Consider the following 24,424-nt stretch of genomic DNA (forward strand, 5'->3'; position numbering starts at 1 on the left):
GTGACAGGCTCGGGCTCACACCCGACGTCGAAGGAGTACCCATGAGCGAGCACTGGTCGTTCGAGACCAAGCAGATCCACGCCGGCCAGACGCCCGACCCCGCCACGGGTGCGCGCGCGCTGCCGATCTACCAGACCACCTCGTACCAGTTCCGCGACACGCAGCACGCCGCCGACCTGTTCGGCCTGGCAGAGCCCGGCAACATCTACACCCGCATCATGAACCCGACGCAGGACGTCGTCGAGCAGCGCCTCGCGGCCCTCGAGGGAGGCGTCGGCGCGCTGCTCGTGGCCTCGGGCCAGGCCGCCACCACCGGCGCGCTCACCAACGTGGCCGAGGCCGGCGACCACATCGTCGCGTCCGCCAGCCTCTACGGCGGCACCGACTCGCTGCTGCGCCACACGTTCCCGAAGCTCGGCATCGAGGTCAGCTTCGTCGAGGACAACAACGACCCCGAGGCCTGGCGCGCGGCCGCCCGCGAGAACACGAAGGCGTTCTTCGGCGAGACGATCGGCAACCCCAAGGGCGACATCCTCGACCTCGAGGCGATCAGCGCCGTCGCGAAGGAGGTCGGCGTCCCGTTCATCGTCGACAACACCGTCGCCACGCCGTACCTGCTGAACCCGCTCAAGCACGGCGCCGACACGGTGATCCACTCCGCCACGAAGTACATCGGCGGCCACGGCACCGCGATCGCGGGCGTCGTCATCGACGGCGGCACGTTCGACTACGCGGCCCACGGCGACAAGTACCCCGGCTTCAACACCCCCGACGCGAGCTACCACGGCCTCGTCTTCACCGAGGCCCTCGGCCCGGCGGCGTTCATCGCCAAGCTGCGCGTGCAGTACCTGCGCAACGTCGGCCCGGCCGTCTCGCCGTTCAACGCCTTCCTCATCGCGCAGGGCATCGAGACCCTGAGCCTGCGCGTCGAGCGCCACATCGAGAACACCCGCAAGGTGGCCGAGTGGCTCCAGGCGCGCGAGGACGTCGCGAAGGTCACCTGGGCCTCGCTCGACGGCAACCCCTACAAGGAGCTCGCCGACAAGTACACGCCCCGCGGCTCCGGCGCGGTGCTAACGTTCGAGCTGCCCGGCGGCGTCGACGCCGGCCGTCGCTTCATCGACGCGCTCGAGCTGTTCAGCCACGTGGCGAACATCGGCGACGTGCGCTCGCTGGCCATCCACCCGGCCAGCACCACGCACTCGCAGGGCACGCCCGAGGAGCACGCCGCCACCGGCGTCACCCCCGGCCTGGTCCGCCTGGCCGTCGGCCTCGAGGGCATCGACGACATCCTCGCCGACCTGGATGCCGGGTTCCGAGCAGCCAAGTGACCACGATCCAGCCGCTGGGAGACCTCACCCTCGAGGGGGGTGAGGTCCTCCCGCGTCTGGAGGTCGCGTACGACACGTGGGGCGAGTTCACCGGTGACAACGCGGTCCTCGTCCTGCACGCCCTCACCGGCGACTCGATCGTCGCCGGGCCCGACGGGTGGTGGAACCGCGTCGTCGGCCCCGGACTCGGCATCGACACCGATCGCTTCTTCGTCGTGGCCGCCAACATCCTCGGCGGCTGCAAGGGCACCACGGGTCCGGCCTCGCTCGGTCCTGACGGGCGGGTGTGGGGCAACCGGTTCCCCGCGATCACCGTGCGCGACCAGGTCTCGGCCGAGCTGCGGCTGGCCGAGCACCTGGGCATCGACCGCTGGCACGCCGTCATCGGCGGATCCGCGGGCGGCATGCGCGCGGTCGAGTGGGCGGTCACGCACCCCGAGCGCGTCGAGCGGCTGTTCCTGCTCGCCTCGTCGGCCTACGCGTCGGCCGAGCAGATCGCGTGGACCTCGACGCAGGCCGACATCATCCGCGCCGCCGGACCCGAGGCCGGCCTCGAGCTGGCCCGCCGCATCGCCCACACCACCTACCGCAGCGAGGCCGAGCTGGCCGAGCGGTTCGGTCGCGAAGTGCAGTCCGACGGTCGGTTCGCGGTGCAGTCCTACCTGCAGCACCACGGCGACAAGCTGGTGAAGCGCTTCGACGCGTGGTCGTACATCGCCCTCGGCGACGCGATGAACAGCCACGACGTGGGGCGCGATCGTGGCGGTCTCGAGGCCGCCCTCGGACGGGTCACGGCGCGCACGGTCGTCGCCGCGATCGACTCCGACCGGCTCTACCCGCCGTACCAGCAGCAGGAGCTGGCCGACCTCATCCCCACGGCCGAGCCGCTCGCTGTGGTGCACTCGCCGCACGGCCACGACGGCTTCCTCATCGAGCACGACCAGGTGGGCGCGCTCGCCCGCGACCTGCTCGAGCGCTGACGTCGTCCGGTCGCGGGGAGCCGCCGGTCGTGGTGTCGTGGGATCGGAGAGGAGATCCCATGGCACCGAAGAAGAAGACCCCGTCGAGCATCAAGAACCCCGACCTCTACGAGGAGCTGCGCGACGACGGCGCCTCGAAGTCGAAGGCGGCGCGCATCTCGAACGCCGCGGCCCGCGACGGCAAGAAGGCCGTCGGCAAGCGCGGCGGGGAGTCCGGGTCCTACGACGACTGGACGGTCGACGACCTGCGCAAGCGCGCCAAGGAGATCGGCCTCACCGGCTACTCCAGCAAGAAGAAGTCCGAGCTGATCGACATGCTGCGGAACTCCTGACGACGGTCAGCGGAGCATGATCCAGACGTCGGGGCCGGCGCCCTCCACGTGCTCGACGACGCGGAATCCGAGGCGCTCGTAGAGGCGCACGTTCGCGTCCGAGGAGGTCTCGAGCAGGACGCGGGCGTCGCCGAGGTCGGCCAGCGCCGCCTCGAGGACCGTCGTGCCGAGCCCGCGGCCCTGCTGCGCCAGGTCGACGCCCACGGTGGCGAGCAGCCAGTCCGCCTCGGGACGGCGCGGACCGATCGCGGCCTCGTGGTCGACGAGTCGCTGCCACCCCTCGCCGTGCAGGGCGACGATCCGCTCCCCCACCTCGGGTGGCGGGTCCGGCAGCGTCGTCGGGATCAGGACGGCCACGGCGTCGAGCTCCGGCGTCGTCCAGACGCGGCCGCCGTGCGCGGCCGCGTGCGCGAGGTACACGCCCTGGATCTGGGTCAGCCGACCGAGCCGGTCCTCGCCGGGGAGGGTCCAACTGGTCCACGGGTAGTCGTGGAAGGCCTCGCCGAGGACGGCGGCGAGGATGGGCAGGTCGGCGGCGGTGGCGAGGCGGGCGGGCATCGCGCCACCCTACCCAGCGCGCGCGTCGGCTCCACTTCTGGAACGCGTTGAACCGTTCGCGAGAGGAGAACGGTTCAACGCGTTCCAAAAGTGCGGTGGCGTCGGGGCCGTCCCCCCAGTCCGGCCCCGACGCCCTCGCTCACTGGATCCGGTAGTCCGAGATCCCGTTGGTCAGCGACGGGCTCGGGCCCGGGCTGATGAACTGCTCGTAGCGCGTGTCGTCGTCGACGTACCGCTTGAGCCAGGCGATCGTGTACTTCGCGATCGTCGTGTTGCTGGTGTTCGGGGCGAAGTGGCTGGCGCCACGCAGCTCCAGGTACGCGCGCCGCTCGGCGTTCGTCAGGGAGTTGTAGAACGGGATCGCGTGCGAGCCGGGGGGCGCGACCGTGTCGTTCTGGGCACCGATCTCCAGCGACGCGGCCTCGACCTCGGGCCACGTCTTGTCGAGGTTCCACGGCGTGAGGCCGACCGTGGCCTCGATCGAGCGCCGCGACTTGGCGGCCTCGAGCGTGCCGCCACCGCCCATCGAGTGACCGACCACGGCCTGGCGCGAGGCGTCGATCCGCGAGCGGACGGTGGTGTCGGCGATCGTCTGGTCGAGCGCCGCGAGCAGCTGCGTGCCGCGCGAGCCCGGCTGGTCGAGCCGCGTGTTCGTGTCGATCGTGATGACCACGAAGCCCTGCGACGCGATGCGCGGGCCGAGCCACTGGATCGTCGACTGCGCCGCCGTGTAGCCCGGCGAGATCGCCACCACGCCGAACGTGCCGTCGGCCGTCGACGTCGGGTAGTAGATCGTGCCGCCCCCGAAGCCACGCGCGGACAGCGACGAGATCGTCTTGGTGCTCACGGCGTACGGACCGCGGGTGGCCTCGATGCTGCTGTTCGTCGGGGCCGGCCCGCGCTCGTACGGGTTCTCGGCCGCGACGACCGGCTGGATCGCCGTGCCCGCGGTGAGGGCCGCGCCGGCCAACGCCATCGCGATCAGTCTGGACAGTTTCATGCTCGTCTCCTTCGACGGTCTGGATCGAACCGCTGGGACGAGCTCGTCCAAACGCATCGGCTTGCCCCCCGATGACGGGCCGATCCAAGGTATATGCACAGGTAGTGCACATAGTTGGTGGACCCACCATGCGCGAGGGGTCGCGAGCCTGTCAAGAGGTGGATGTGATCCAGCCCACATGTCGCTAAGGTGAGTTCACCTTCAGTTACGACGGGAGTCCCCCATGCCCACGATCGACGTCAACGGCACCACGCTCTACTACGAGGACGAGGGACCGCGCGATGCGCCGGCCCTGTTGATGAGCGCCTCGATGTTCTTCGACGCGCGGATGTTCCAGGCCCAGGCCGACCGGTTCTCCGACCGCTACCGCGTGGTCCGCTACGACCACCGAGGCCAGGGCCTCAGCGCTCGTGCCCCGCGGGAGCAGCTCGACTACGACACCCACACGGCCGACGTCGTGGCGCTCATCGAGGCCCTCGACCTGGAGCCCGTCGTGTTCGTCGGCAACTCCATGGGCGGGTTCATCGGCCTGCGCCTGGCCGCCCGACACGGCGACCTCGTGCGGTCGGTCGTCGTCATGGGCACGTCGGCCGACGTCGAGGAGCAGGCCGACCAGATGGACGCACTCATCGAGGTGCTCGCGGCGCACGGCATGGAGCCGGTGCTCGAGGGCGTCCTGCAGTTCATGATGGGCACCACCACGCTGACCGACCCGTCGCGCGCGGAGACGCTGAAGGGCGTCCGCGAGCTGCTGCTGAGCCGAGGTCCCGAGTACGCCGACGCCGCGTGGAACATCGCGCACCGGCCGGGCGTGCTGGACGAGCTCGGCAAGATCCGGGTGCCGCTCGTCGTGGTCGCGGGCACCGAGGACGCGACCTACCCGCCGGAGAAGTCCGAGCAGATCGTCGCCGGCGTCCCCCATGCCGAGCTGGTCGTCATGGAGAACACCGGACACGTGCACGCCCTCGAGAATCCCGAGGCCGTCAACGAGGTGCTGGAGCGCCACCTCGCGGAGGTCGCCCCCGTCTGAGGGTCACCGCGCGTCCCGAGATGTGCTCCTTTTTCCACCTCTCAACCGGGTTGAAAGGTAGAGATTGGAGCACATCTCGGGAGGCGGCGGTCAGTTGCTGCGGGCCGGGGGGCGCGAGCCGCTGCGGCGGTTCCGGTTGCGGTTGCCCTGCGGGCGGCCGCCCTGCGGACCGCGGTTCTGGCCACCACGGCCCTGACCGCCACGGCCACCACGGGCCGGGGCGGAGCCGCCGCGCGAGCGGTGGTCGGCGGGCAGCTCGGGCGCCTCGGTGCCCGAGGTCGCCAGCGACTCCGCGGTCATCGGCGAGGGCGCCGACGCGGCCTGGTGGTGACGGGCGGTGACGCCGGCCTTGCGCTGCAGGACCATGACGTCCTTGAGGGCGTCGGGCGTGGTCATCGTGACGACCGAGCCCGACTCGCCGGCGCGCGCCGTGCGGCCCGAGCGGTGCAGGTACGCCTTGTGCTCGGCGGGCGCGTCGTAGTGCACGACCAGGCCGATGCCGTCGACGTGGATGCCGCGGGCGGCGACGTCGGTCGCGACGATCACGGTGGCGTCGCCGCGCGTGAACTGGGCGAGGTTGCGCTCGCGGTGACGCTGCGAGAGGTCGCCGTGCATGTCGACGGCTGTGACGCCCTTCTGGGTCAGCTGCTTCGCGAGGCGCGTGGCGCCGCGGCGGGTGCGCGTGAAGACGATGCTGCGCGGGTTGGCGCTCAGCAGCTCGTAGGCCGTGCGGGTCTTCTCGGTCGGCTCGGTGACGAGCACGTGGTGCTCCATCGTCTCGACCTTGTCCTCGACCTGGTCGACCTCGAACAGCGCGTGGTCAGGCAGGTGGCGGCGGACCAGCTTGTCGACGTCGCCGTCGAGCGTGGCCGACAGCAGCAGCCGCTGGCTGTGCTTCGGGGTGCGCGAGAGCAGCGCGTCGATCGGCTTGAAGAAGCCGAGGTCGCACAGGTGGTCGGCCTCGTCGAGCACGGTGATCTCGATGCCGTCGAGCGTGAGGCAGCGACGGTCGAGCAGGTCGGTGAGGCGGCCCGGGGTCGCGATGACGAGGTCGATCGAGCCCTTGAGGGTGTTGATCTGCTTGTTGATCGGCACGCCGCCGTAGACGGTGGTGTGCTTGAGACCCATCTTCTGCGCGAGCGGCAGCAGGGCCGTGTGCACCTGGATCGCGAGCTCACGGGTGGGCAGCAGGATCAGCGCGCGCGGCGCCTTCGGGCGGCTGGTGCCGCCGGCGAGGCGGGCCAGCACGGGCAGGCCGAACGCGAGGGTCTTGCCCGAGCCGGTGCGGGCGCGGCCGAGGACGTTGCGGCCCTCGAGGGCGGCCGGGATGACGGCCTGCTGGATGGGGCTGGGGTTGACGATCTCCTGCTGCGCGAGCTTGCGCACGAGGCCGTCGGGAAGGGAGAGGTCGTTGAAGGTGGGCAGCGAAACGCCGCCGTCAATCTGGGTCAAGGGGTCTCATTACTGATGGTGCCCGCTTGCCAGGGGCGCGATTCTCCGCGCAACGTCGTCGGGCCGGACTGCGCTCGAACGGCGCGTCCACCTGTCGAGCCTAACAGCCGGAGCCCCGCGGGCCCCCATCGCGAGGACGTGACTCCGGACTCCCCGACGCAGCAGGGCCCCGGTGGTTCGCACCGGGGCCCTGCGCTCTCGAGTGGGAGGATCACTCGAAGTATCGGCGCGGGTTCTTCACCAGCATCGTGTCCACGTCGTCCTCGCTGACGCCCTTCTCCAGGAGCATCGGGACCACGTCGTCGGGGATGTGCCGGAAGTTCCAGTTCGGCTGCATCGCGACCTTGTCCTCGGGCGTGAAGTAGTCGATGTAGCACGAGGCGTCGTGCGCCAGCGTGATCTTGTCGACGAAGCCACGGCGCACCAGCTCGACGATCGTGTCGACGCGCTTCTCGGTGCTGAGGTAGACGTCGAGGCCGAAGCGGTCCATGCCCAGCAGCGAGCCGTTCTCGGCCAGCTCGGTCAGGTAGTCGACGTCGTCGGAGTCGCCCGAGTGACCGAGCACGATCTTCTCCGGGGCGACGCCCTCCTCGCCGAGGACCTTCTGGGCCACGAGGCCCGAGCGGGTGTGCGGGTTGGTGTGCACGGTGACGGGCGCACCGGTCTGCGAGCTGGTCTGGCCGACGGCGCGCATGACGCGCTCGACGCCCGGGGTCAGGCCCGGCTCCTCGATGACGCACTTGAGGAAGGCGGCCTTCACGCCGGTGTCGAGGATGCCCTCGGTGATGTCCTTGACGAACATCTCCACGAGCGGCTCGGGCTGGTCGAACAGCAGGCCGGGGCCGCGGTGCTCGAACTGGTGGGGCAGGTCGTTGTACGTGTAGAGGCCGGTGGCCACGACGATGTTGAGGTCGGTCTGGGCGGCGACCTTCTGGATGCGGGGGATGTACCGGCCGAGTCCGAGGACGGTCGGGTCGAAGATCGTGTCGATCCCGGCGGCCTTGAGGTCGTTGAGGTCGCGCACGGCGTCGGCGACCTTCTGGTCCTCGTCCCAGTCGCCGTCGTAGTTGATGCGGAACTCCTCGCCGAGGACGAAGACGTGCTCGTGGACGAGGGTCCGACCCAGCTCGCTGCTGTCGATCGGGCCCTTGACGGTCTGCACGGTGGCCATGGCACTCCTTGGATGCTCAGTTGATGTGGCTTGTGTCACACCCTTAGGATCACAGTACTGAATTTGAGATCGGATTCAACTGCCTTTCGAGAGGATTTTTCGTGACCCACACGAAGCGCATCACCCTGGCCCAGCGACCGACCGGACTGCCGGACGACTCCACCTGGTCGGCCGAGGAGGTCGACCTCCCGGCGCCCGGCGACGGCGAGCTCCTCGTCAAGGTCGACCACGTCTCGCTCGACCCCGCCATGCGCGGCTGGCTGAACGACGTCCGCTCGTACCTGCCGCCCGTCCAGATCGGCGAGGTCATGCGCGCCGCCGGCACCGGAACGGTCGTCGAGTCGAACCACCCCGACTTCGCGGTGGGCGACGCGGTCACCGGCACGCTCGGCGTGACGGAGTACGCCATCACGAACGGCGAGGGCCTGCAGAAGATCGACACCTCGGTCGCCGGACCCGCCACGTGGCTGGGCGCGCTCGGCATGCCCGGCCTCACGGCGTACCACGGCCTGTACGAGGTCGGTGAGATGAAGGAGGGCGACGTCGTCGTCATCTCCGCCGCCGCGGGCGCGGTTGGCAGCGTCGCCGGCCAGCTGGCCAAGGCCAAGGGCTGCACCGTCATCGGCATCGCCGGTGGCGCCGAGAAGTGCGCCTGGCTCAAGGAGATCGGCTTCGACGAGGCGATCGACTACAAGAACGAGAACGTCCTCAAGCGCCTGCGCGAGGTCGCCCCGAAGGGCATCGACATCTACTTCGACAACGTCGGCGGCGACATCCTCGACGCCGCGCTGGCGAACCTGCGTCGCGGCGCCCGCGTCATCATCTGCGGCGCCGTCTCGACGTACAACGACGAGAAGCTGGCTCCCGGCCCGAAGCGCTACATGTCGCTGCTGGTGTTCCGCGCCAAGATGCAGGGCTTCCTGGTCTTCGACTACCCCGAGAAGGACGCCGCGGCGATCGCCGACATGTCCGACCTCATCGGCTCGGGCAAGCTGGTCGCGCGCGAGACCGTGGTCGAGGGCGGCGTAGAGGACTTCGGCCAGACGCTGCTGGGCCTGTTCGAGGGCCGCAACACCGGCAAGCTGGTGCTGAAGATCGCCTGATCTGCACAGCCGAACGGCGCCGGAGCGAGTCCGCTCCGGCGCCGTTCGTCGTCTCAGGCGTGCGCGGCGAGGAAGTCGAGCACCTTCGGCTCGACCGTGTCGGGCGCCTCGAGCAGCGGGCTGTGGCCGACCTTCGGCACCATCACGAGCTCGGAGTTCGGAAGGCCGTCGGCCAGCTCGGCGGCCCAGTCCGGGGGCCGCACGGGGCACTCCTCGCCCGAGACCACCAGCGAGGGGACGGCGATCGCCGGCAGCAGCGGCGTGGCGTCCTTGCGCCGCATGACCCCGACCATGGCGGGCAGGAGCGCGGCGGGCAGCTCGCTCATCCGTCCGGACCACAGGTCGACGACGTCCTTCTTCTGCGGGTCCGCCAAGGTCGACTGACCCAGCATGACCTGCTTCAGGAACTCCAGCGTGTCGCCCACGAAGCCGTCCTGCGCAGCGCTCGTGGCGAACGCGACGTACTCCTCGACCTTCTCGGGGGGCTCCGCCCGCACCGACGAGCCGACGAACGCGAGCGCGCGGACGAGGTCGGGCCGGTAGGCCGCGAGACGGGCCGCGACGTCGCCGCCCATCGAGGAGGCGACGACCAGGGCGTCGCTGATGCCGAGGGCGTCGAGCACGGCCGCGGTGTCGCCGGCGGCCTGCTCCATCGTGACCTCGTCGGTCTCGGCCGGAGCGCTGGCGCCCTGGCCGCGGAACTCGGGACGGACGAAGCGGAACCGGCCGCGGCCTGCCGCGACGAGGCCGTCGAACATGCGGTGGTCGAGGAACAGGGAGTGGAGGCACACCACCGTGGGGAGGTCGTCCTCCCCCGTGTCCTCGACGTGGAACGTGCTGCCTGCTGCGTGGATGGTCGTCATCTGGGGGGATCCTCTCGTGTGACCTGCATCACGGTCTTGGGTCACACTAACCTGAAACCGAATATGATTTCGACTATGAGTTCCGAGAGCGCCCTGTCCCCCTCCCGCCCCGGATCGCTGGAGCAGCAGGCGCTCGGCGCCGGCCCGGAGGCGCCGCTCGGCGACCTGTTGCGCGGTCGGCGCAGCGTCCGCGGCTACCGCCCCGATCCTGTCCCGGCCGACGTCATCCGCGACGTGCTCGCCGACGCGATCCTGGCGCCCTCGTCGATGAACACCCAGCCGTGGAAGTTCCACGTCCTGTCGGGCGAGGTCCTCGACCGCATCCGCGAGGAGAACACGCGGCTCATGCTGGCGGGCGCCCCGATCCAGCGCGACGTGACCGTGGCCGAGCGCTACGAGGGCGTGCACCGCGACCGGCAGGTCGACATCGCGAAGCGCCTGTTCGGCGCGATGGGCATCGCCCGCGAGGACCAGGACGCGCGCCTGGACTGGACCATGCGCGGCTTCCGCCAGTTCGACGCGCCCGTGTCGATCGTCATCGCGCACGACCGCAGCCTCGAGGCCGTGAGCCCGATCGCCCACTTCGACCTCGGCGCCGTCGTGCACGCGCTCGTGCTGTCCGCGTGGTCGCGCGGGCTCGGCACCGTGATCAACAGCCAGGGCATCATGCAGGGCGCCGCGGTGCGTCGGGAGGCGGGCATCCCCGACGACCACGTCATCTTCACCGCCGTCGCGATGGGCTACCCCGACGAGGACTTCGCCGCCAACCACGTGCGCTCGGCACGCGAGTCGGTCGACGAGGTCACTCGCTTCGTGGGATTCGACTGAGCGTGGGATTCGAGTAGGACTCAGGCCCGCTTCGAGCCGTCCAGCGGGACGCCGAGCGCGTCCAGCCAGACCCGCGTGGCCGTGGCGATGATCGCGTCCTCGCTCATGCCCGGCTCCTCCAGGGCGTACACGTGGTACGCCATGCGCCCCAGGATGGGCGAGAGGGCGCGCGCCGTCATGTACGGGTCGAGCTCGGGGTTGGCGTAGCCCGCGTCCTGGAGCCGCTTGATCCACCGCGCGTTGCGCTCGGCGAACGCCTTGCCGCGCTCGAGGCGCAGCTTGCGGAAGTCCGGGTCGATCGTCGCCACCTGCTCGAGCAGCAGGTTGAGCTTCGCGTTGCGCTTGTACGCCTCGACGTACGCGCGGTTGCTGGCCTCGAGGATCGCCGCCACGTTGCTGAGATCGTCGTCGACGCGGGGCAGGCCCGGGTGCAGCATGTCGTCGGCGGCCGCCTGCATCACGGCGGTGAAGATCTCCTCCTTGCTGTCGAAGTAGGTGTAGAAGGTGCCGATCGAGCAGTTCGCCCCGGCCGTGATGTCGGCGAGGCGCGAGTTGATGAACCCGTCGCGCTCGAACACCTGACGGGCGGTGGCGACCAGCGCGGCGCGCGTGCGCACGCCGCGCGCCGTGGTGGGCATCTCCCGGACTCGGGAGGTGTCGACCAGGGTCGGCAGCTCGCGGACGACGTCCTCTGCTTCTGCTTCGCTCATGACGCGTCGATCCTACGGGCCGGTAACCCTTGGTGGCCCGGACTCACCGGATCACCACGGGATTGACGGGCGCTCCGGTGCCGCCGACGACCTTCAACGGGGCCGCCGTGTAGAGGAACGTCCACCGACCGTCGGCCGCGCAGGCCGCCGCCAGGTCGTCGAGCCATGCGATCTCGGTGAACGTCACGCCGAGGTTGCGCATGAGCGCGCTGTGCAGCGGCAGCACGACGCCGTGGTTCGGGTCCATCGTGACCTCGTTGGCGATCGTGTCGGTGACGAGGTTCGGGATCTCCATGCGCTGGAACCACGAGACGAGCTCGGGCGAGTAGGTCAGGCCGGGCTCGCAGAAGTCGGCGTAGAAGTCCTCCGGCGTGGTCTCGTACCAGTGGCCGATGAAGCCGGTGCGGATCAGCAGGACGTCGCGGGGCTGGATCTCCTGGCCCTGTGCCTTCGCCGCCTCGACGAGGTCGACGTGGGTGAACGTCTCGCCCTTGTCGAGGTGGTCCTTGCCGCGGTGGCGGGCCATGTCGATGAGGATGCCGCGGCCGACGATGCCCTTCTGGGCGATGGGCAGGACCGAGGCCTTGCGCATCGCGCCGACGGTCTCGGTGGCGTCGAAGCCGTTCCAGATCTTGCCGCCGTACCAGACGTGGCCGAGGGCGTCGTACTGCGTGGACGCCTGGAGGTAGATCGTCGCCTTGTCGTCGGCGTAGTGCGCACCACCGGGGGTCTCGTCACCCTCACCGCGCTGGAAGAAGCCCTCGTCCATGACGTTCTCACGCTGGATCTGCTCGCGTCCGGGCCACACGGGGTCGCCGTGACCGGGCGAGCCCATCGGCACCTGGAGCGTGAAGGTCTCGCCCGAGACGATCGCCCCGGCTCCGCGGACCGCCTCCTCGGGACCGAGGTAGTTCAGCGAGCCGACCTCGTCGTCCGGGCCCCACTTGCCCCAGTTGGTGGGCGACTCGGCCAGCACCGCCTCGGTGTCGGGCGCGGTGGTCTCGGCGGTGGCGTTCTCGGTCATGGTCGTCCTCTCGGGGTGGTGAGCCGACGGCCGGCCAGTCCGGTCGTCTCGGCGACGTGCCAGGCGTGGTCGATGATCGCCTGGATGCGTTCGGGGGTGGGCGCTCCGCCCTCGGCCGTGTTGGCCGGGTTGTCGAGGGTGCGCCGGTAGACGCCCTCGCAGATGATCGCGACCTTCCACACGCCCAGGACGTGCCAGAAGGCGAGCGTGTCGCCGTCGCGTCCGGAGGCGTCGAGGTAGGCCTGCGCCAGCTCGGCTCGCGTGGGAAACCCGGGCAGGGTCGAGGCCTCGAACAGGCCGCTCTCGGCCTCGCCGGCCTCGGGCCAGTAGGCCAGGGTGCTGCCGATGTCGGCCATCGGGTCGCCGAGGGTGGACAGCTCCCAGTCCAAGACCGTGCGCAGGGCGCCCGTGTCGCCGTCGACGATCACGTTGCGGATGTGGAAGTCGCCGTGGACGAGCGAGAGGTCTCCCGGCGGCGGCACATGGGCCTGCAGCAGGGCGGTCAGCTCGTCGAGGTCGGGCCGGTCGGCGGTGCGGCTGGCCTCGAACTGACGGGTCCAGCGCTTGAGCTGGCGCTCCGCGTACGGGGACCGCGACGCCAGGTCGCCGAGGCCGACCGCGTCGACGTCGACCGCGTGGATCGCCGCGAGGGTGCGCGCGATGCCCAGACCGACCTCACGGCGGACGGCCGGGTCGAGCGACTCGGCGATCTCCATCGTGTCGAGCACGATGCCGTCGACGTGCTCCATCACGACGACCGGCACGTCGGAGACGGCAGGGTCCTCGCAGACCCCCACCATCGTCGGCACCGGGACCGGCGTGTCCTGGAGGGCCGACAGGATGCGGTGCTCGCGCACCACGTCGTGGGCCGAGGCGAGCAGCTCGCCCAGCGGGGGCCGGCGCGCGATCCACGTCCGGCCCTCCTCGTCCCGGAGCCGGTACGTCAGGTTGGACTGGCCGCGGCCGACGCGGGTCGCGGAGATCGTCCCGCCCACGTCGAGACCGCGGCCACGCATCCAGCCCGCGAGGGCGTCCAGCTCCAGGGCGACGGTCACCGTCCGCTCCCCCAGCGCTGGCCGCCGTCGATCACGAGGGTCTCCCCGGTGATCCAGCTCGCGGTCGTGCCGGCGAGGAAGGCGACGGCGGACCCGATGTCCTCGGGCTCGCCGATCCGGCGCAGCGGGGTGTTCGCCGCGACGGCCTCCTCGTGCTCCTTCCACAGCTCCTCGGCCAGGCGCGTACGCACCACGCCGGGAGCCACGGCGTTGACCCGGATGCCCGGGCCCAGCTCCTGCGCCTGGTGGCGCGTCAGGTGCACCAGGGCCGCCTTCGACGCGTGGTAGACCGCCAGGTTCGGGCCCACGGCGAACGCGCCGAGCGACGCGGTGTGCACCACGGAGCCGCCGTGCTCGCCCATCCAGAGCTCGTGCGCCAGCTGGGTCCACAGCGTGGGACCCCACAGGTTCACGTCGAGCGTCTTGGCGAAGCGCGAGTGCTCCTGCTGCACGAGCGAGCCGAAGGCCGGGTTCGTGCCCGCGTTGTTGACGAGGACGTCGATGCTCCCGAACCGCTCCAGCGTGCGCTCGAGGCACGTGCGTGACGCGGCCTCGTCGACGACGTGGGCGCCGATGCCGACGGCACGCTCACCCACCTCGCGAGCGGCGGACTCGGCGTCCTCCTCCTTCCGCGCGGTGAGGACGACGTTCGCGCCCTCGTCGTGCAGGGCCCGGGCGATCGCGAGGCCGATGCCCCGCGACGCACCCGTCACCACGGCGGTCTTGCCGGCGAGTCCGAGATCCATCAGGCGTCACGCTCCGAGGCGCGGCGGCGCAGCTCGACCCGGGCCAGGGTGCGCTTGTGCACCTCGTCCGGTCCGTCGGCGATGCGCAGCGTGCGCTGGTGGGCGTAGAAGCTGGCGAGCGGGAAGTCGTCCGTCACGCCGCCGCCGCCGTGCACCTGGATGGCGCGGTCGATGATCTTCAGCGCGATCTCGGGCGCCTTGACCTTGATCGCGGCGATCTCGGTGCGGGCCTTCTGGTTGCCGACCGTGTCCATCAGGTACGCGGTCTTGAGCACGAGCAGGCGCGTGGCCTCGATCTCGATGCGGGCCTCGGCGATCCAGTCCTGGATGTTCGAGCGGTTCGCGACGGGCTCGCCGAACGTGGTGCGCGCCTGCGCCCGGTCGATCATGAGGTCGAGCGCGCGCTCGGCCATGCCGATCGAGCGCATGCAGTGGTGGATGCGGCCGGGCCCGAGGCGGGCCTGGCTGATCATGAAGCCGTCGCCCTCGCCCGCCAGGAGCGCGGTCTTGGGGACGCGCACGTCCTCGAACAGGATCTCGGCGTGGCCCTCGCGGTCCATGTAGCCGAACACGGGCAGGCCGCGCACCACGGTGACGCCGGGGGTGTCGATCGGGACGACCATCATCGACTGCTGACGGTGCGTCTCGGCCTCGACGTTCGTCTTGCCCATGACGATCAGGACGCGGCAGTTGGCGTGCAGCGCGTTGGACGCGAACCACTTGCGACCGTTCAGGACGTACTCGTCGCCGTCGGCCACCATGCGCAGCTCGACGTTCGTCGCGTCCGAGCTGGCCACGGCCGGCTCGGTCATGCAGAACGCCGACGCCATCTCACCGGCGAGCAGCGGCTTGAGGTACTTCTCCTTGTGCTCGTCGGTCCCGAAGAGCTGGAGCACCTCCATGTTGCCGGTGTCGGGGGCGTTGCAGTTGATGGCCTCGGGCGCCAGGTAGGGGCTGCGACCGGTGATCTCGGCCAGCGGCGCGTACTGCAGGTTCGTCAGGCCGGGCGAGCCCCACTCCTCGTTCTTGTGCGGGTGGAAGAGGTTCCACAGGCCCAGCGAGCGGGCGGTCTTCTTCAGGTCCTCCAGGACCGGCGGGTGGAAGTTCGGGTTGCCCGACTCCGCCATCTGCTGGTGGTACACCGCCTCGGCCGGGTACACGTGCTCGTCCATGAAGGCGTTGAGCTTGTCCTGGTACTCACGCGTCATCGCATCGGGCTCGAAGTCCATCGATCTGTCTCCTCAGGGTGGGGGTGCGGGGCGCCGGCGTCCGGCGCCCCGCGGGAAGGGGTTCGTGAAGGGGCGACGCTAGGCAGCCGCGCGCCGTCGGGCCAGCGTGCCGACGCCGACGCCGAGGATCAGCAGCAGTCCCTGGAAGAAGTACTGCCAGTAGGTCTCGAGTCCGATCAGGGCGATCGAGTTGAATCCGACCGAGACGGTGATGACGCCGACCAGGGTGCCGAGGATGTGGAACTGTCCGTCGCGCAGGACGGCCGAGCCGAAGAACGACGCGGCGAACGCGCTCAGCAGGTAGGTGTCGCCGGCCGAGACCGCCGCGCTGCCCGTGCGGGACGCCAGCAGGAAGCCGGTGACCGCCGCGCACATCGAGCAGACGACGAACGCGATGACGCGCACGCGGTCGACCCGGATGCCCGACAGCTCGGCCGCCACGCGGTTGCCGCCGACGGCCTGCATCGACTGACCCAGCACCGTGCGGTTGAGCAGCCACCACAGCAGCGCCGCGATGACGAGCATGATGTAGACGGGGTACGGGATGCCCAGGAAGCGGCCGAACGTGATCTCCAGGAACGCGTCGGGATCGCCCAGGGCCACCGGGGCGCCGTCGGAGATCATGTAGTTCACGCCGATGACGATCGTGCCGACGCCCAAGGTCGCGACCAGCGCCGACACGTTCATGAACGTGACCACGAAGCCGTTGATCAGGCCGACGATGCCGCCGACGACCAGGATGGCCACCAGCGCGAGCGGGATCGAGAAGTCCTGGTTCACCATGAGCCAGCACGCGGCCACGCCGGCGAGGCTCGCCGTGTTGCCGATGCTGAGGTCGAACTCGCCCGTCACCAGCACGAAGGTCAGGCCCATCGCGATGATGGCCGAGAGCGCGCTCTGGTTCAGGATGTTGATCGCGTTGTCCACCGTCGGGAAGGTGTTCGGCGCCAGGATCGACGTGACGATGATGAGCGCCGCGAGCACGAGCAGCGCGCCGTAGCGGCCGAACCACTCGAAGTAGTGGGACTTCGACGCCGGCGCCCCGGGGGTCGGCTCGTTCTCCATGAGCGTGGTCATGCTTCCTCCGTTTCGGTGGTGCCGGAGCTCTCGTGGCTGCCGAAGCACAGTGCGGTGAGGTGGTCCTCGTCGAATTCGCTGGCCGGGACCTCGGCGACCAGCTGTCCCCCACGCATCACGAGGACGCGGTCGCAGATCGCGAGCTCCTCGAAGTCACTGGAGATGACCAGGACCGAGGTGCCCTCGGAGGCCAGTCCGGTGATGATCCGGTAGATCTCGGCGCGCGCGCCGACGTCCACCCCCACGGTCGGCTCGTCCAGCACGAGCAGACCGGGACTGGTCCGCACGTACTTGCCGACGACGACCTTCTGCTGGTTGCCACCACTGAGGTGGTGGGCGGTGTCCCGGATCGAGCGGGCCTTCACGGAGAAGCGCTCCATGAGGGCCTGCCCGGTGGCCCGGGACGGCTTCGGGCGGAACCGCGCCCGCATGCTCGACGCCGAGCCGTGCTCGGCCATCGCGAGGTTGTTCTCGACCGTGTCGGTCAGGACCAGCCCCTGGCTGCGCCGCTCCTCGGGCACCAGCGCGATGCCCGCGCGCAGCGCGTCGTGCGGCGACCTCGGCGCGTAGGGCGCGTCGTTCAGCGTCATCGTGCCGCCCGTGGCCTTGTCGGCGCCGATGAGCAGCCGCGCGAGCTCGGTGCGGCCCGCGCCGACCAGGCCGGCGATGCCCACGATCTCGCCCTCGTGGACGTCGAACGAGGCACCGACCACCCGGGGCGCACGGCTCAGGTTCCGCACCGACAGGCGCACCGGCCGGGTCTCGGCCACGCTCTCGTCGGCCTCGGCCTCGAGTCGCGACACGAGCTTCTCGACCTCGCGGCCGACGATCTGAGTGGTCAGCTCCTGGCGGTCGGTCTGCGCCGAGTCCAGCGTGGCGACCTTCTGCCCGTTGCGGAACACCGTGATCGTGTCGGAGACCTCGAGCACCTCGTCGAGACGGTGGGAGATGTAGAGGATGCCCACGCCGTCGGACGTCAGCTCCTCGATCACCGCCATCAGCCGGCTGGCCTCCTCGTCGGTGAACGATGCCGTCGGCTCGTCCATCGCGATGAAGCGGGCGTCGCGCATGAGCGAGCGGCCCAGCGAGACCATCCAGCGGTCCGAGACCGACAGCTGCTCGACCTCGACGTCGAGCGGGATGTCGAACCCGAGCCGCTCCTGCACGGCCTTCGCCTCGCGGCGCAGGCGACGCAGGTCGAGGATCCCGAACCGACCGGGATCACCCGACCCCATCGCCATGTTCCGCAGCACCGAGAACTTCGGCACCAGGTTGAGCTCCTGGTGGATGAAGCTCAGGCCGAGGTCGGCCGCGTCGCGCGGGTTGGCGACCTCGACGCGCTTGCCGTCGAGCAGGATCTCCCCCTCGTCGGCCCGCTCGAGGCCGGCGAGGATCTTGACCAGGGTCGACTTCCCGGCACCGTTGGCCCCGCACAGCGCGTGGACCGAGCCGGGCTCGACCTCGATCGAGACGCCGTCCAGAGCCCGACTGCCGCCGAACGACTTGGAGATGCCGCGCATCTGGAGCAGCCCTGTCGCCGTCGGCTCCGGGCCGGGCCGGACGCTGTCGGTGGCACCGGTCATCTTCTCCCCCTCGTCGCCCTGCGCGGGCACGTCGAGCTCTGGACGGATCGTCATGTCAGCCAGCCCTTCAGGACGCGTCCGCGCCGGGGTTGTCCGCGAGGTACTGGTCGAGCGTCTCCGGCGTGATGATCGGGAAGGGGATCTCCTCGGTCTTCGGCTCGGCGTCCACGCCGCCCTCGATCACGTCGGGCGTCGCGTCGAACAGCATCTGGGCCGCGCCCGAGGTGTCCGGTGCGGCGGTCGCCGCGAGCTGGCCGTCCTTGAGCGCCTTCAGCGCGGGCGGGGTGCCGTCGTAGCCGTAGATCTTCACGTCGTCACGGCCGGCCTGCTTGGCCGCCACGATCGAGCCCATGGCCGGGTCGTCGAAGCACGCCCAGATGGCGAGCGGCTCGGAGCCCTTCGGGTTCTTGGCCAGCCACGTCGTGGCGAACTTCTGGCCCGACTCCAGCTGGCCCGGGATCAGGACCTCCTGGCGGTCGACGGTGATGTCGGTGCCCTCGACGGTCTCGTTGAAGGCCTCCTCGCGCAGCTGGCACGGCAGGCCCGGCTTGTAGCCGAGCGCGAGCACGCGGCCGTTGCCGCCCATGTTCTTCACCATGGCCTCGGGGACCTCGGTGCCGGGCGAGACGACCAGGTCGAACGTGACGCCGTCGGCGCCGCCGCCCGCGATCGACGCGACGGGGATGCCGGCGGCCTGGGCCGACTTGAGGCCCGCCGTCAGCGACTTCGACTCGATGACCGAGACGATGATCAGGTCGACGTCCTTCTGCACGAAGTCCTGCATCGCGCCGATGGCCTTGTCGACGGCACCGTCGGGGTTCGCCGTGGTGACCTCCCAGCCCTCGTCCTCGGCGAGCTTCGTGTACTTGTTGATGACGGCCTCGGTCGTGACCTCGCTGGGCGCGAAGCGCACGATGCCCACGGAGAAGTCGTCGTCTCCACCCTCGGATCCGGAGGACGAGCCTCCACAGGCGGCAGCGGTGCCCAGGGCCAGGGCCATGGTCGCTCCCAGTGCGATGCGTCGGAACTTCATCGAGCCTCCTCAAGCTCATGACCACCCGCGGGGTGGTTCACCGGTCCCCCTGTGGCGAGGCCGGATGCGGTGCATCCGGTCGACGCCCGACGGCCGCGAGAGCGGTCGCCGTCGTGCAGTCGTCCGAGCGGGCGGCTCCACGCATGCCGCGACGCGAGGTCGCGGCGATGTCCGAGGTCCCTCGTCACGCGAGGGAGTCCTGATAGCGGCGCATGCCGCGCAGCCAGCGGTCGTAGTCCGACCCCTTGCGGCGGTAGAACTCCAGGACGTCGGGGTGCGGCAGGATCAGGAACTCGTCCGTGCCCAGCGACTCGACGACGATGTCCGCCACTTCGAGCGCCTCCAGGACGAGTCCCGCCTGCGTGACCGCCTTCGCGCCCTGGCGCGCCGCCGCGCTGTCGGAGTCGGCGCCGCTGTTGAGCATCGCCGTGTTGACGCCCATGGGGCACAGGCAGCTGACGCCGATCCCGCGCGACCCGTAGGTGACCGACAGCCACTCCGCGAACGCGACCGCGGCGTGCTTCGTGACCGAGTAGGTGGCCGAGCCGATCTGCGTCAGCAGGCCGGCGGCCGACGCCGTGGACAGGAAGTGCCCGCTGCCGCGCTCGAGCCAGCCCGGGACGAGCAGCTCGGCCGCGCGCACGTGCGCCATGACGTTGACGTCGATCGAGGTCTGCCAGTCCGACGGCGTCGCGTCGAGGTTCTCGCCCAGGCCGACGCCAGCGTTCGCGGCGTAGAGGTCGACGGGACCGAACGCCGACTCGGCGAGCGCGATGGTGGCCTTGATGTGCTCGGCGTCCGAGCAGTCGCCCGCGAGCGCCTCGATCGCGCCGGGGTGGTCGGCGGCGATCGCGTCGACCTCCTCCTTGAGGCGGCCCTCGTCGAGGTCGGTGGCGACGACGCGTGCGCCGTGCTCCACGAAGCGCCGGCACAGGGCCGCGCCGATGCCGCCGCCGGCGCCCGTGACGATGGCGACGCTGCCGTCGAGCCTCATGCGCGGTTCCCCTGCGCGGCCACCGAGCGCAACTCGTCGCGGTCGATCGCCCGCTTGAGGATCTTGCCCGTGGCGCCCTTCGGCAGGGCGTCAACGAACGCGAACAGGTGCGGGACCTTGTAGGCCGAGAGCCGCTCCTTCGCCCACGCGCGGATGCTCTCGGTCGTGGCGTCGGAGCCCTCGGTCAGCACCGTGACCGCGGCGATCTCCTCGCCGTAGTGCTCGTCCGGCACGCCGACCACGGCGACCTCGACGATGTCGGGGTGCTCGTACAGCACCTCCTCGACCTCGCGCGGGTAGACGTTGTAGCCGCCGCGGATGATGAGGTCCTTCACGCGGTCGACGATGCTGAGGTAGCCGTCGGCGTCGAGGGTGCCAATGTCGCCGGTCTTGAGCCAGCCGTCGCGCAGGTCGGCGGCGGTCGCGTCGGGGCGGTTCCAGTAGCCCTTCATGATCGTCGGGCCCTGGATGTAGACCTCGCCGGGCTCGTCGGCGCCGAGGACGTTGCCCTCGGGGTCGCGGACCTCGATCGTCGAGCCGGGCAGCGCGGGTCCGACCGTGCCGGTCTTCTGCTCGCGGTTGATGTCGTTGAAGGTGGCGGCGCCCGTGGACTCGGTCAGCCCGTAGCCCTCGAGGATCGCGCAGCCGAAGCGGTCCTTGAAGGCCCGGATGACCTCGACGGGGAGGCTCGCGCCGCCCGACGTGGCCAGGCGCAGCGCGGCGAAGTCGTCGGCCGTGTAGTCGCCCTCGACGTGGAGCATCGCGTTCCACATCGTCGGCACGCCGGCGAGCGTGGTGAGCTCGTCGGCCACCATCACGTCGAGCATGACCTTCGGGTCGAAGGGGTGCACGAGCGAGAACGAGGCGCCGGTCGACAGCGTCGTGTTCATGCAGACGGCCTGGCCGTAGACGTGGAAGAGCGGCAGCCCGGTGCCGAAGCGGTCGTCGGGGTCGATGTTGAGCACGGGCTGGAACGAGGTGACGGTGTCGACGAGGTTCGCGGCGGTGAGCTCGGCGCCCTTCGGCCGGCCCGTCGTGCCCGACGTGTAGAGGATCAGCGCGGTGTCCTGGGGCGCGTGCTGGTGCGGCTCGGTGAGCGGCTCGGCGTCGAACGAGAAGCCGGCGTCGATCTGCCAGAAGTCCAGGCCCCGGTCGGCGGCGGCGGCGCGGGCGTTGCCGGCGCACTCGTGCCAGGCGATGACGAGCGAGGCGCCCGAGTCGTCGAGCACGTAGCCGATCTCCGGCTCGGTCGACATCGTGTTCATCGTGATGACGGTGACGCCGGCGGCGTGCAGGCCGTAGTAGATCTCGGGGAACTCGGGGATGCTCGGCGCGATGAACAGCACCCGGTCGAGCGGCGCGGCGCCCGCGGCGCGGACGGCACCGGCGACCTGCTCGTTGGTCCGGCGCAGCTGGCCGAAGGTGATGGCGCGGGGCGAGCGGATCGCGACGCGATCGGCATCGGACTCGGCGTGAGCCCAGACATCGGCGGCGATGTTGACCATGCGGGGGGACCTTTCGACGCTGCGTGTGACCTATGTCACCGAGCAACGTATGTGAAACCGATCACAGGTTCAATAGGAATCTGAACTCAATTTCAGAAATCTTTTCGGGCCATGGACAGGCGCCTGCCGGACGGCGTCGATCCCCCACGAGACGCGAGAATGCCCGGCACCGCAGGGGCGGTGCCGGGCACTCCGGCGTGCTCACGGCCGTGAGGCGGGGCGTGACGTCGTCACTTCACCTCGTCCGGGTACTTCTGCGCGAACTCGTCGTAGGACTCCTTCGTGACCACGAACGTGGGGATCGGGATGTCCTCCGGCTCGGCGTCGACGCCGCCCTCGATGACGTCGGGCGTGCGCTCGGCCAGCTCGCGGCCGGCACCCGCGACGTCGATGAACGCCGTGGCGCGCATGGCGCCGGACTGCACCGCCGTCACCGCGGCGGGCGTGCCGTTGATGCCGTAGACCTTCACGTCGGTGCGGTCGGCCGACCGCAGGGCGCTGACCGCGCCGAGCGCCGGGTCGTCGAAGCACGCCCAGATCGCCAGGTTGCCGCTGTCCTTCGGGTTCTTCGCGAGCCAGGCCTGGGTGAACTTCGTGCCGCTCTCGACCTGGCCTGGGATCGCCACCTCCTGACGCGTGACGGTGATGTCGCTGCCCTCGAGGGCCTCGTTCAGCGCCTCCTCGCGCCCGATGCACGGCAGGCCGCTCTTGTAGCCCAGGAGCAGCAGCTCGCCCTCGCCGCCCATGTCCTCGACGAGCTGCTTCGACAGGTCGGTGGAGACCAGCGCGCCGGAGTCGGCGTTGAGCGGCACGCCCTCGCCGGACCCGCCGCTGAACGAGATGATCGGGATGCCGGCCTCGGTGGCGGCGCGGACGCCGCCGGTGATCTGGTCCGTCGGGAAGACGGTGACGATGATGAGGTCGACGCCCTTCTGCACGAAGTCGTTGACCGCGCTGATCGCCTTATCGACCGAGCCCTGCGGATCGACCTTGGTGACGTTCCAGTCCTGCTCGTCGGCGTAGCCGATGTAGGAGTTGATCGCCTTCTCGGCGGTCTCGTCGGTGGCCGAGAACTGGACGATGCCGATGTCGTAGGAGTCGTCTCCCCCGCCACCGTCACCATCGCCTGCCGAGTTCCCGCACGCGGCGGCTGTCGCCAGCGCCGCGGCCATGGTCGCCCCGAGAGCCATGCGTCGAACGTTCATCGAGCCTCCTCAAGCTCGAGTCCGCTCACCGATGGGCGGACTCATGACCTCCTCCCCGGGTCTCGGACGAGCCCGATGTGAGGTAGGTCACGCTGAACCTAAGTGAAGTCAAACTCAACTTCAATAGTGCCGACGAGTCATCCCGCCGCCCATCCGTCGCGCTGCGCTCAGACGAGCTTGCGCACCACCGAGAGCGGGGCGTGCTTCATGACCTGGCCGATCGGCGCCCACGGCCACGCGGGGACAGCGGCGTCGACGACCTCCTTCTCGATGTACTTCACCATCGCGGCGGTGCCCGTCTCGGTGTCGACCATGAGCCGCTGCTCCTGCGCCACCTGCTCGTTCATCTCGCTGACGATGTAGCCGGGGAAGAGCGTCGTGACCTTGATGTCGTGACCCTTGCGGCCGATGAGGTCGGAGCGGATGCCCTCCGCGAGGTGAGCCACGCCCGCCTTCGTCGCGGCGTAGGTGGTCATCGACGACGGCATGCCGCGCATCGCCGACATCGACGAGATCAGCACGAGGTGGCCGGCGTTCCGCTGGTAGAAGTGCTCCATCGCGGCCTCGGACTGCGCGAGCGGGGCGACGAAGTTGGTCATCGCGGTCTGGCGGTTCGCCTCGAACTTTCCGGTGCCGATCCGGCCTCCCTTGCCCAGGCCGGCGTTGACGACCACGCGGTCGAGGCCGCCGAGGGCGTCGGCCGCCTCGCCGAAGACGCGGAACACGGCGTCGTGGTCGTTGACGTCGAGCGGGTGCACCGAGACCTGGATCCCGGGGTGCGCGGCGACGAGCTCGTCGCGCAGCGCCTCCAGTCGCTCGACCCGCCGGGCCGTGATGGCCAGGTGGTGTCCCGACGCGGCCAGGTGTCGGGCCATGCCCTCGCCCAGGCCCGAGCTGGCGCCCGTGATCAGCGTGTTCCGTCGCATGTCGCTCCTCGTGGTGTCAGCGGAAGGTGACGTCGGCCGCGGGCAGGTGCCCGTGGTCGTTGAACGTCAGCACCCGCGGGCCGGTCTTGCCCACCATGAGCGTAGTGACACTGCTGTTCACCACGACGTCGTTCAGCCGCTGGAACGCCGAGTCGTCGCCGGTGATGAGCTGGGACGCGATCATCGCGATGGGTCCGCCCGAGGTGAACACCAGCACGCGGCGGCCTTTGCCCGAGGCGAGCTCGACGGCCTCCTCGAAGCCGGCCAGGACACGCTCGCGGAACAGCTTGTAGGGCTCGGTGAAGTCGCCCTCCCCGCGCCGCCACACGTCGATCGCCTCGTTCAGCGCGGCCTGGAACTCCTTGGAGTTCTTGGTCAGCGCGCTCGGGTCGAAGGCGGTGGCGACGGCGAGGTGGTCGTACTCGTTCCAGCGCGGGTCGATCTCGTAGCCCGAGAGGCCCGGGTCGGCGTCCTCCTCGCCGAGCCCGCTGGCGTCGATCGCGGCGATCGCCGTCTGGGCGTGCCGCAGCATGCCCCCGGCGATGGCGTCGGTGAACACGACGCCCCCGGCCTCCCAGGCCGCGCCGAGCGCAGACGACTGGCGCGTGCCCAGCTCGCTGAGCCGGTCGTAGTCGTCGGTGCCGAACGACGCCTGGCCGTGACGCACCAGGTGGAGCGTTCCCACGTGC

At 70.3% G+C, this 24,424-nt stretch carries 24 protein-coding genes; 6 read left to right on the forward strand and 18 right to left on the reverse strand.

What is annotated here, in order from left to right:
- The first annotated feature begins 41 nt into the window (after nt 1–41).
- Genes ACK99Q_RS03425 through ACK99Q_RS03435 form a run of 3 tightly spaced genes read left to right on the forward strand, consistent with a single transcriptional unit; the run spans nt 42 to nt 2,643 of the window.
- Nucleotides 42–1,331 (forward strand): bifunctional o-acetylhomoserine/o-acetylserine sulfhydrylase, encoded by a 1,290-nt coding sequence (locus ACK99Q_RS03425; protein ID WP_410184838.1) that lies wholly within the window; start codon nt 42–44, stop codon nt 1,329–1,331.
- Entirely contained in the window at nt 1,328–2,311 is a 984-nt protein-coding gene (metX, locus tag ACK99Q_RS03430) for a homoserine O-acetyltransferase MetX (protein ID WP_410184839.1), read from the forward strand. Before ACK99Q_RS03425 ends, metX begins: the two co-directional genes overlap by 4 nt.
- Before the next feature lie 59 nt (nt 2,312–2,370).
- Nucleotides 2,371–2,643 carry a Rho termination factor N-terminal domain-containing protein gene (locus ACK99Q_RS03435; protein ID WP_410184840.1) on the forward strand — a complete coding sequence of 91 codons (273 nt, stop codon included), beginning with the start codon at nt 2,371–2,373 and terminating at the stop codon, nt 2,641–2,643.
- Between the two features lie 6 nt (nt 2,644–2,649).
- Here the strand turns inward: ACK99Q_RS03435 and ACK99Q_RS03440 are convergent, their stop codons facing one another.
- The gene (locus ACK99Q_RS03440; protein WP_410184841.1) at nt 2,650–3,201 is read right to left on the reverse strand and encodes a GNAT family N-acetyltransferase; all 552 of its coding nucleotides are present in this window, start codon (nt 3,199–3,201) and stop codon (nt 2,650–2,652) included.
- Nucleotides 3,202–3,340: 139 nt separating this feature from the next.
- Nucleotides 3,341–4,201: an alpha/beta hydrolase gene (locus ACK99Q_RS03445; RefSeq protein ID WP_410184842.1), complete on the reverse strand. Its 861-nt coding sequence runs from the start codon at nt 4,199–4,201 to the stop codon at nt 3,341–3,343.
- 223 nt (nt 4,202–4,424) lie between these two features.
- On the opposite strand from ACK99Q_RS03445, the gene ACK99Q_RS03450 reads away from it, so the two are divergent.
- Nucleotides 4,425–5,231 carry an alpha/beta fold hydrolase gene (locus tag ACK99Q_RS03450; protein WP_410184843.1) on the forward strand — a complete coding sequence of 269 codons (807 nt, stop codon included), beginning with the start codon at nt 4,425–4,427 and terminating at the stop codon, nt 5,229–5,231.
- A gap of 90 nt (nt 5,232–5,321) precedes the next feature.
- Here the strand turns inward: ACK99Q_RS03450 and ACK99Q_RS03455 are convergent, their stop codons facing one another.
- Nucleotides 5,322–6,683, reverse strand: a complete 1,362-nt coding sequence (locus ACK99Q_RS03455; protein WP_410184844.1) for a DEAD/DEAH box helicase — start codon at nt 6,681–6,683, stop codon at nt 5,322–5,324.
- A gap of 211 nt (nt 6,684–6,894) precedes the next feature.
- Complete coding sequence (locus ACK99Q_RS03460; RefSeq protein ID WP_410184845.1) at nt 6,895–7,854, reverse strand: phosphotriesterase; 960 nt, start codon at nt 7,852–7,854, stop codon at nt 6,895–6,897.
- A gap of 101 nt (nt 7,855–7,955) precedes the next feature.
- Here ACK99Q_RS03460 and ACK99Q_RS03465 point away from each other — a divergent pair, with 101 nt between their 5' ends.
- Nucleotides 7,956–8,957 (forward strand): NADP-dependent oxidoreductase, encoded by a 1,002-nt coding sequence (locus ACK99Q_RS03465; protein ID WP_410184846.1) that lies wholly within the window; start codon nt 7,956–7,958, stop codon nt 8,955–8,957.
- Nucleotides 8,958–9,010: 53 nt separating this feature from the next.
- Here the strand turns inward: ACK99Q_RS03465 and ACK99Q_RS03470 are convergent, their stop codons facing one another.
- Nucleotides 9,011–9,820: an alpha/beta fold hydrolase gene (locus ACK99Q_RS03470; protein WP_410184847.1), complete on the reverse strand. Its 810-nt coding sequence runs from the start codon at nt 9,818–9,820 to the stop codon at nt 9,011–9,013.
- Nucleotides 9,821–9,895: 75 nt separating this feature from the next.
- On the opposite strand from ACK99Q_RS03470, the gene ACK99Q_RS03475 reads away from it, so the two are divergent.
- Nucleotides 9,896–10,648, forward strand: a complete 753-nt coding sequence (locus tag ACK99Q_RS03475) for a nitroreductase (protein ID WP_410184848.1) — start codon at nt 9,896–9,898, stop codon at nt 10,646–10,648.
- A gap of 20 nt (nt 10,649–10,668) precedes the next feature.
- On the opposite strand, the gene ACK99Q_RS03480 is transcribed toward ACK99Q_RS03475, so the two are convergent.
- The 13 genes from ACK99Q_RS03480 to ACK99Q_RS03540 all read right to left on the reverse strand — a co-directional run bounded on the left by ACK99Q_RS03480 (nt 10,669) and on the right by ACK99Q_RS03540 (nt 24,420).
- Nucleotides 10,669–11,358, reverse strand: coding sequence for a TetR/AcrR family transcriptional regulator (locus tag ACK99Q_RS03480; RefSeq protein ID WP_410184849.1), 690 nt, complete (start codon nt 11,356–11,358; stop codon nt 10,669–10,671).
- Between the two features lie 43 nt (nt 11,359–11,401).
- Nucleotides 11,402–12,382, reverse strand: coding sequence for a cyclase family protein (locus ACK99Q_RS03485; protein ID WP_410184850.1), 981 nt, complete (start codon nt 12,380–12,382; stop codon nt 11,402–11,404).
- Nucleotides 12,379–13,437, reverse strand: a complete 1,059-nt coding sequence (locus tag ACK99Q_RS03490) for a phosphotransferase family protein (RefSeq protein WP_410184851.1) — start codon at nt 13,435–13,437, stop codon at nt 12,379–12,381. Before ACK99Q_RS03490 ends, ACK99Q_RS03485 begins: the two co-directional genes overlap by 4 nt.
- Entirely contained in the window at nt 13,434–14,183 is a 750-nt protein-coding gene (locus tag ACK99Q_RS03495; protein WP_410184852.1) for an SDR family oxidoreductase, read from the reverse strand. Before ACK99Q_RS03495 ends, ACK99Q_RS03490 begins: the two co-directional genes overlap by 4 nt.
- Nucleotides 14,183–15,412 carry an acyl-CoA dehydrogenase family protein gene (locus tag ACK99Q_RS03500; RefSeq protein ID WP_410184853.1) on the reverse strand — a complete coding sequence of 410 codons (1,230 nt, stop codon included), beginning with the start codon at nt 15,410–15,412 and terminating at the stop codon, nt 14,183–14,185. The genes ACK99Q_RS03495 and ACK99Q_RS03500 overlap by 1 nt, the downstream gene beginning before the upstream one ends.
- Before the next feature lie 78 nt (nt 15,413–15,490).
- Nucleotides 15,491–16,489 carry an ABC transporter permease gene (locus ACK99Q_RS03505; RefSeq protein ID WP_410184854.1) on the reverse strand — a complete coding sequence of 333 codons (999 nt, stop codon included), beginning with the start codon at nt 16,487–16,489 and terminating at the stop codon, nt 15,491–15,493.
- Nucleotides 16,486–18,126: a sugar ABC transporter ATP-binding protein gene (locus ACK99Q_RS03510; protein ID WP_410184855.1), complete on the reverse strand. Its 1,641-nt coding sequence runs from the start codon at nt 18,124–18,126 to the stop codon at nt 16,486–16,488. The genes ACK99Q_RS03505 and ACK99Q_RS03510 overlap by 4 nt, the downstream gene beginning before the upstream one ends.
- 13 nt (nt 18,127–18,139) lie before the next feature.
- The gene (locus ACK99Q_RS03515) at nt 18,140–19,105 is read right to left on the reverse strand and encodes a sugar ABC transporter substrate-binding protein (RefSeq protein ID WP_410184856.1); all 966 of its coding nucleotides are present in this window, start codon (nt 19,103–19,105) and stop codon (nt 18,140–18,142) included.
- Between the two features lie 184 nt (nt 19,106–19,289).
- Entirely contained in the window at nt 19,290–20,099 is an 810-nt protein-coding gene (locus ACK99Q_RS03520) for an SDR family oxidoreductase (protein WP_410184857.1), read from the reverse strand.
- On the reverse strand, nt 20,096–21,604 hold the full coding sequence (locus ACK99Q_RS03525; protein WP_410184858.1) for an AMP-binding protein: 1,509 nt from the start codon (nt 21,602–21,604) through the stop codon (nt 20,096–20,098). Before ACK99Q_RS03525 ends, ACK99Q_RS03520 begins: the two co-directional genes overlap by 4 nt.
- Nucleotides 21,605–21,834: 230 nt before the next feature.
- Nucleotides 21,835–22,809: a sugar ABC transporter substrate-binding protein gene (locus ACK99Q_RS03530; protein WP_410184859.1), complete on the reverse strand. Its 975-nt coding sequence runs from the start codon at nt 22,807–22,809 to the stop codon at nt 21,835–21,837.
- Between the two features lie 167 nt (nt 22,810–22,976).
- The gene (locus ACK99Q_RS03535) at nt 22,977–23,735 is read right to left on the reverse strand and encodes an SDR family oxidoreductase (RefSeq protein WP_410184860.1); all 759 of its coding nucleotides are present in this window, start codon (nt 23,733–23,735) and stop codon (nt 22,977–22,979) included.
- 16 nt (nt 23,736–23,751) lie between these two features.
- Entirely contained in the window at nt 23,752–24,420 is a 669-nt protein-coding gene (locus tag ACK99Q_RS03540; RefSeq protein ID WP_410184861.1) for a histidine phosphatase family protein, read from the reverse strand.
- Nucleotides 24,421–24,424 lie beyond the last annotated feature (4 nt).

The organism is Aeromicrobium sp. MLTX1 (genome assembly GCF_046452335.1).
Classification (GTDB): Bacteria; Actinomycetota; Actinomycetes; order Propionibacteriales; family Nocardioidaceae; genus Aeromicrobium.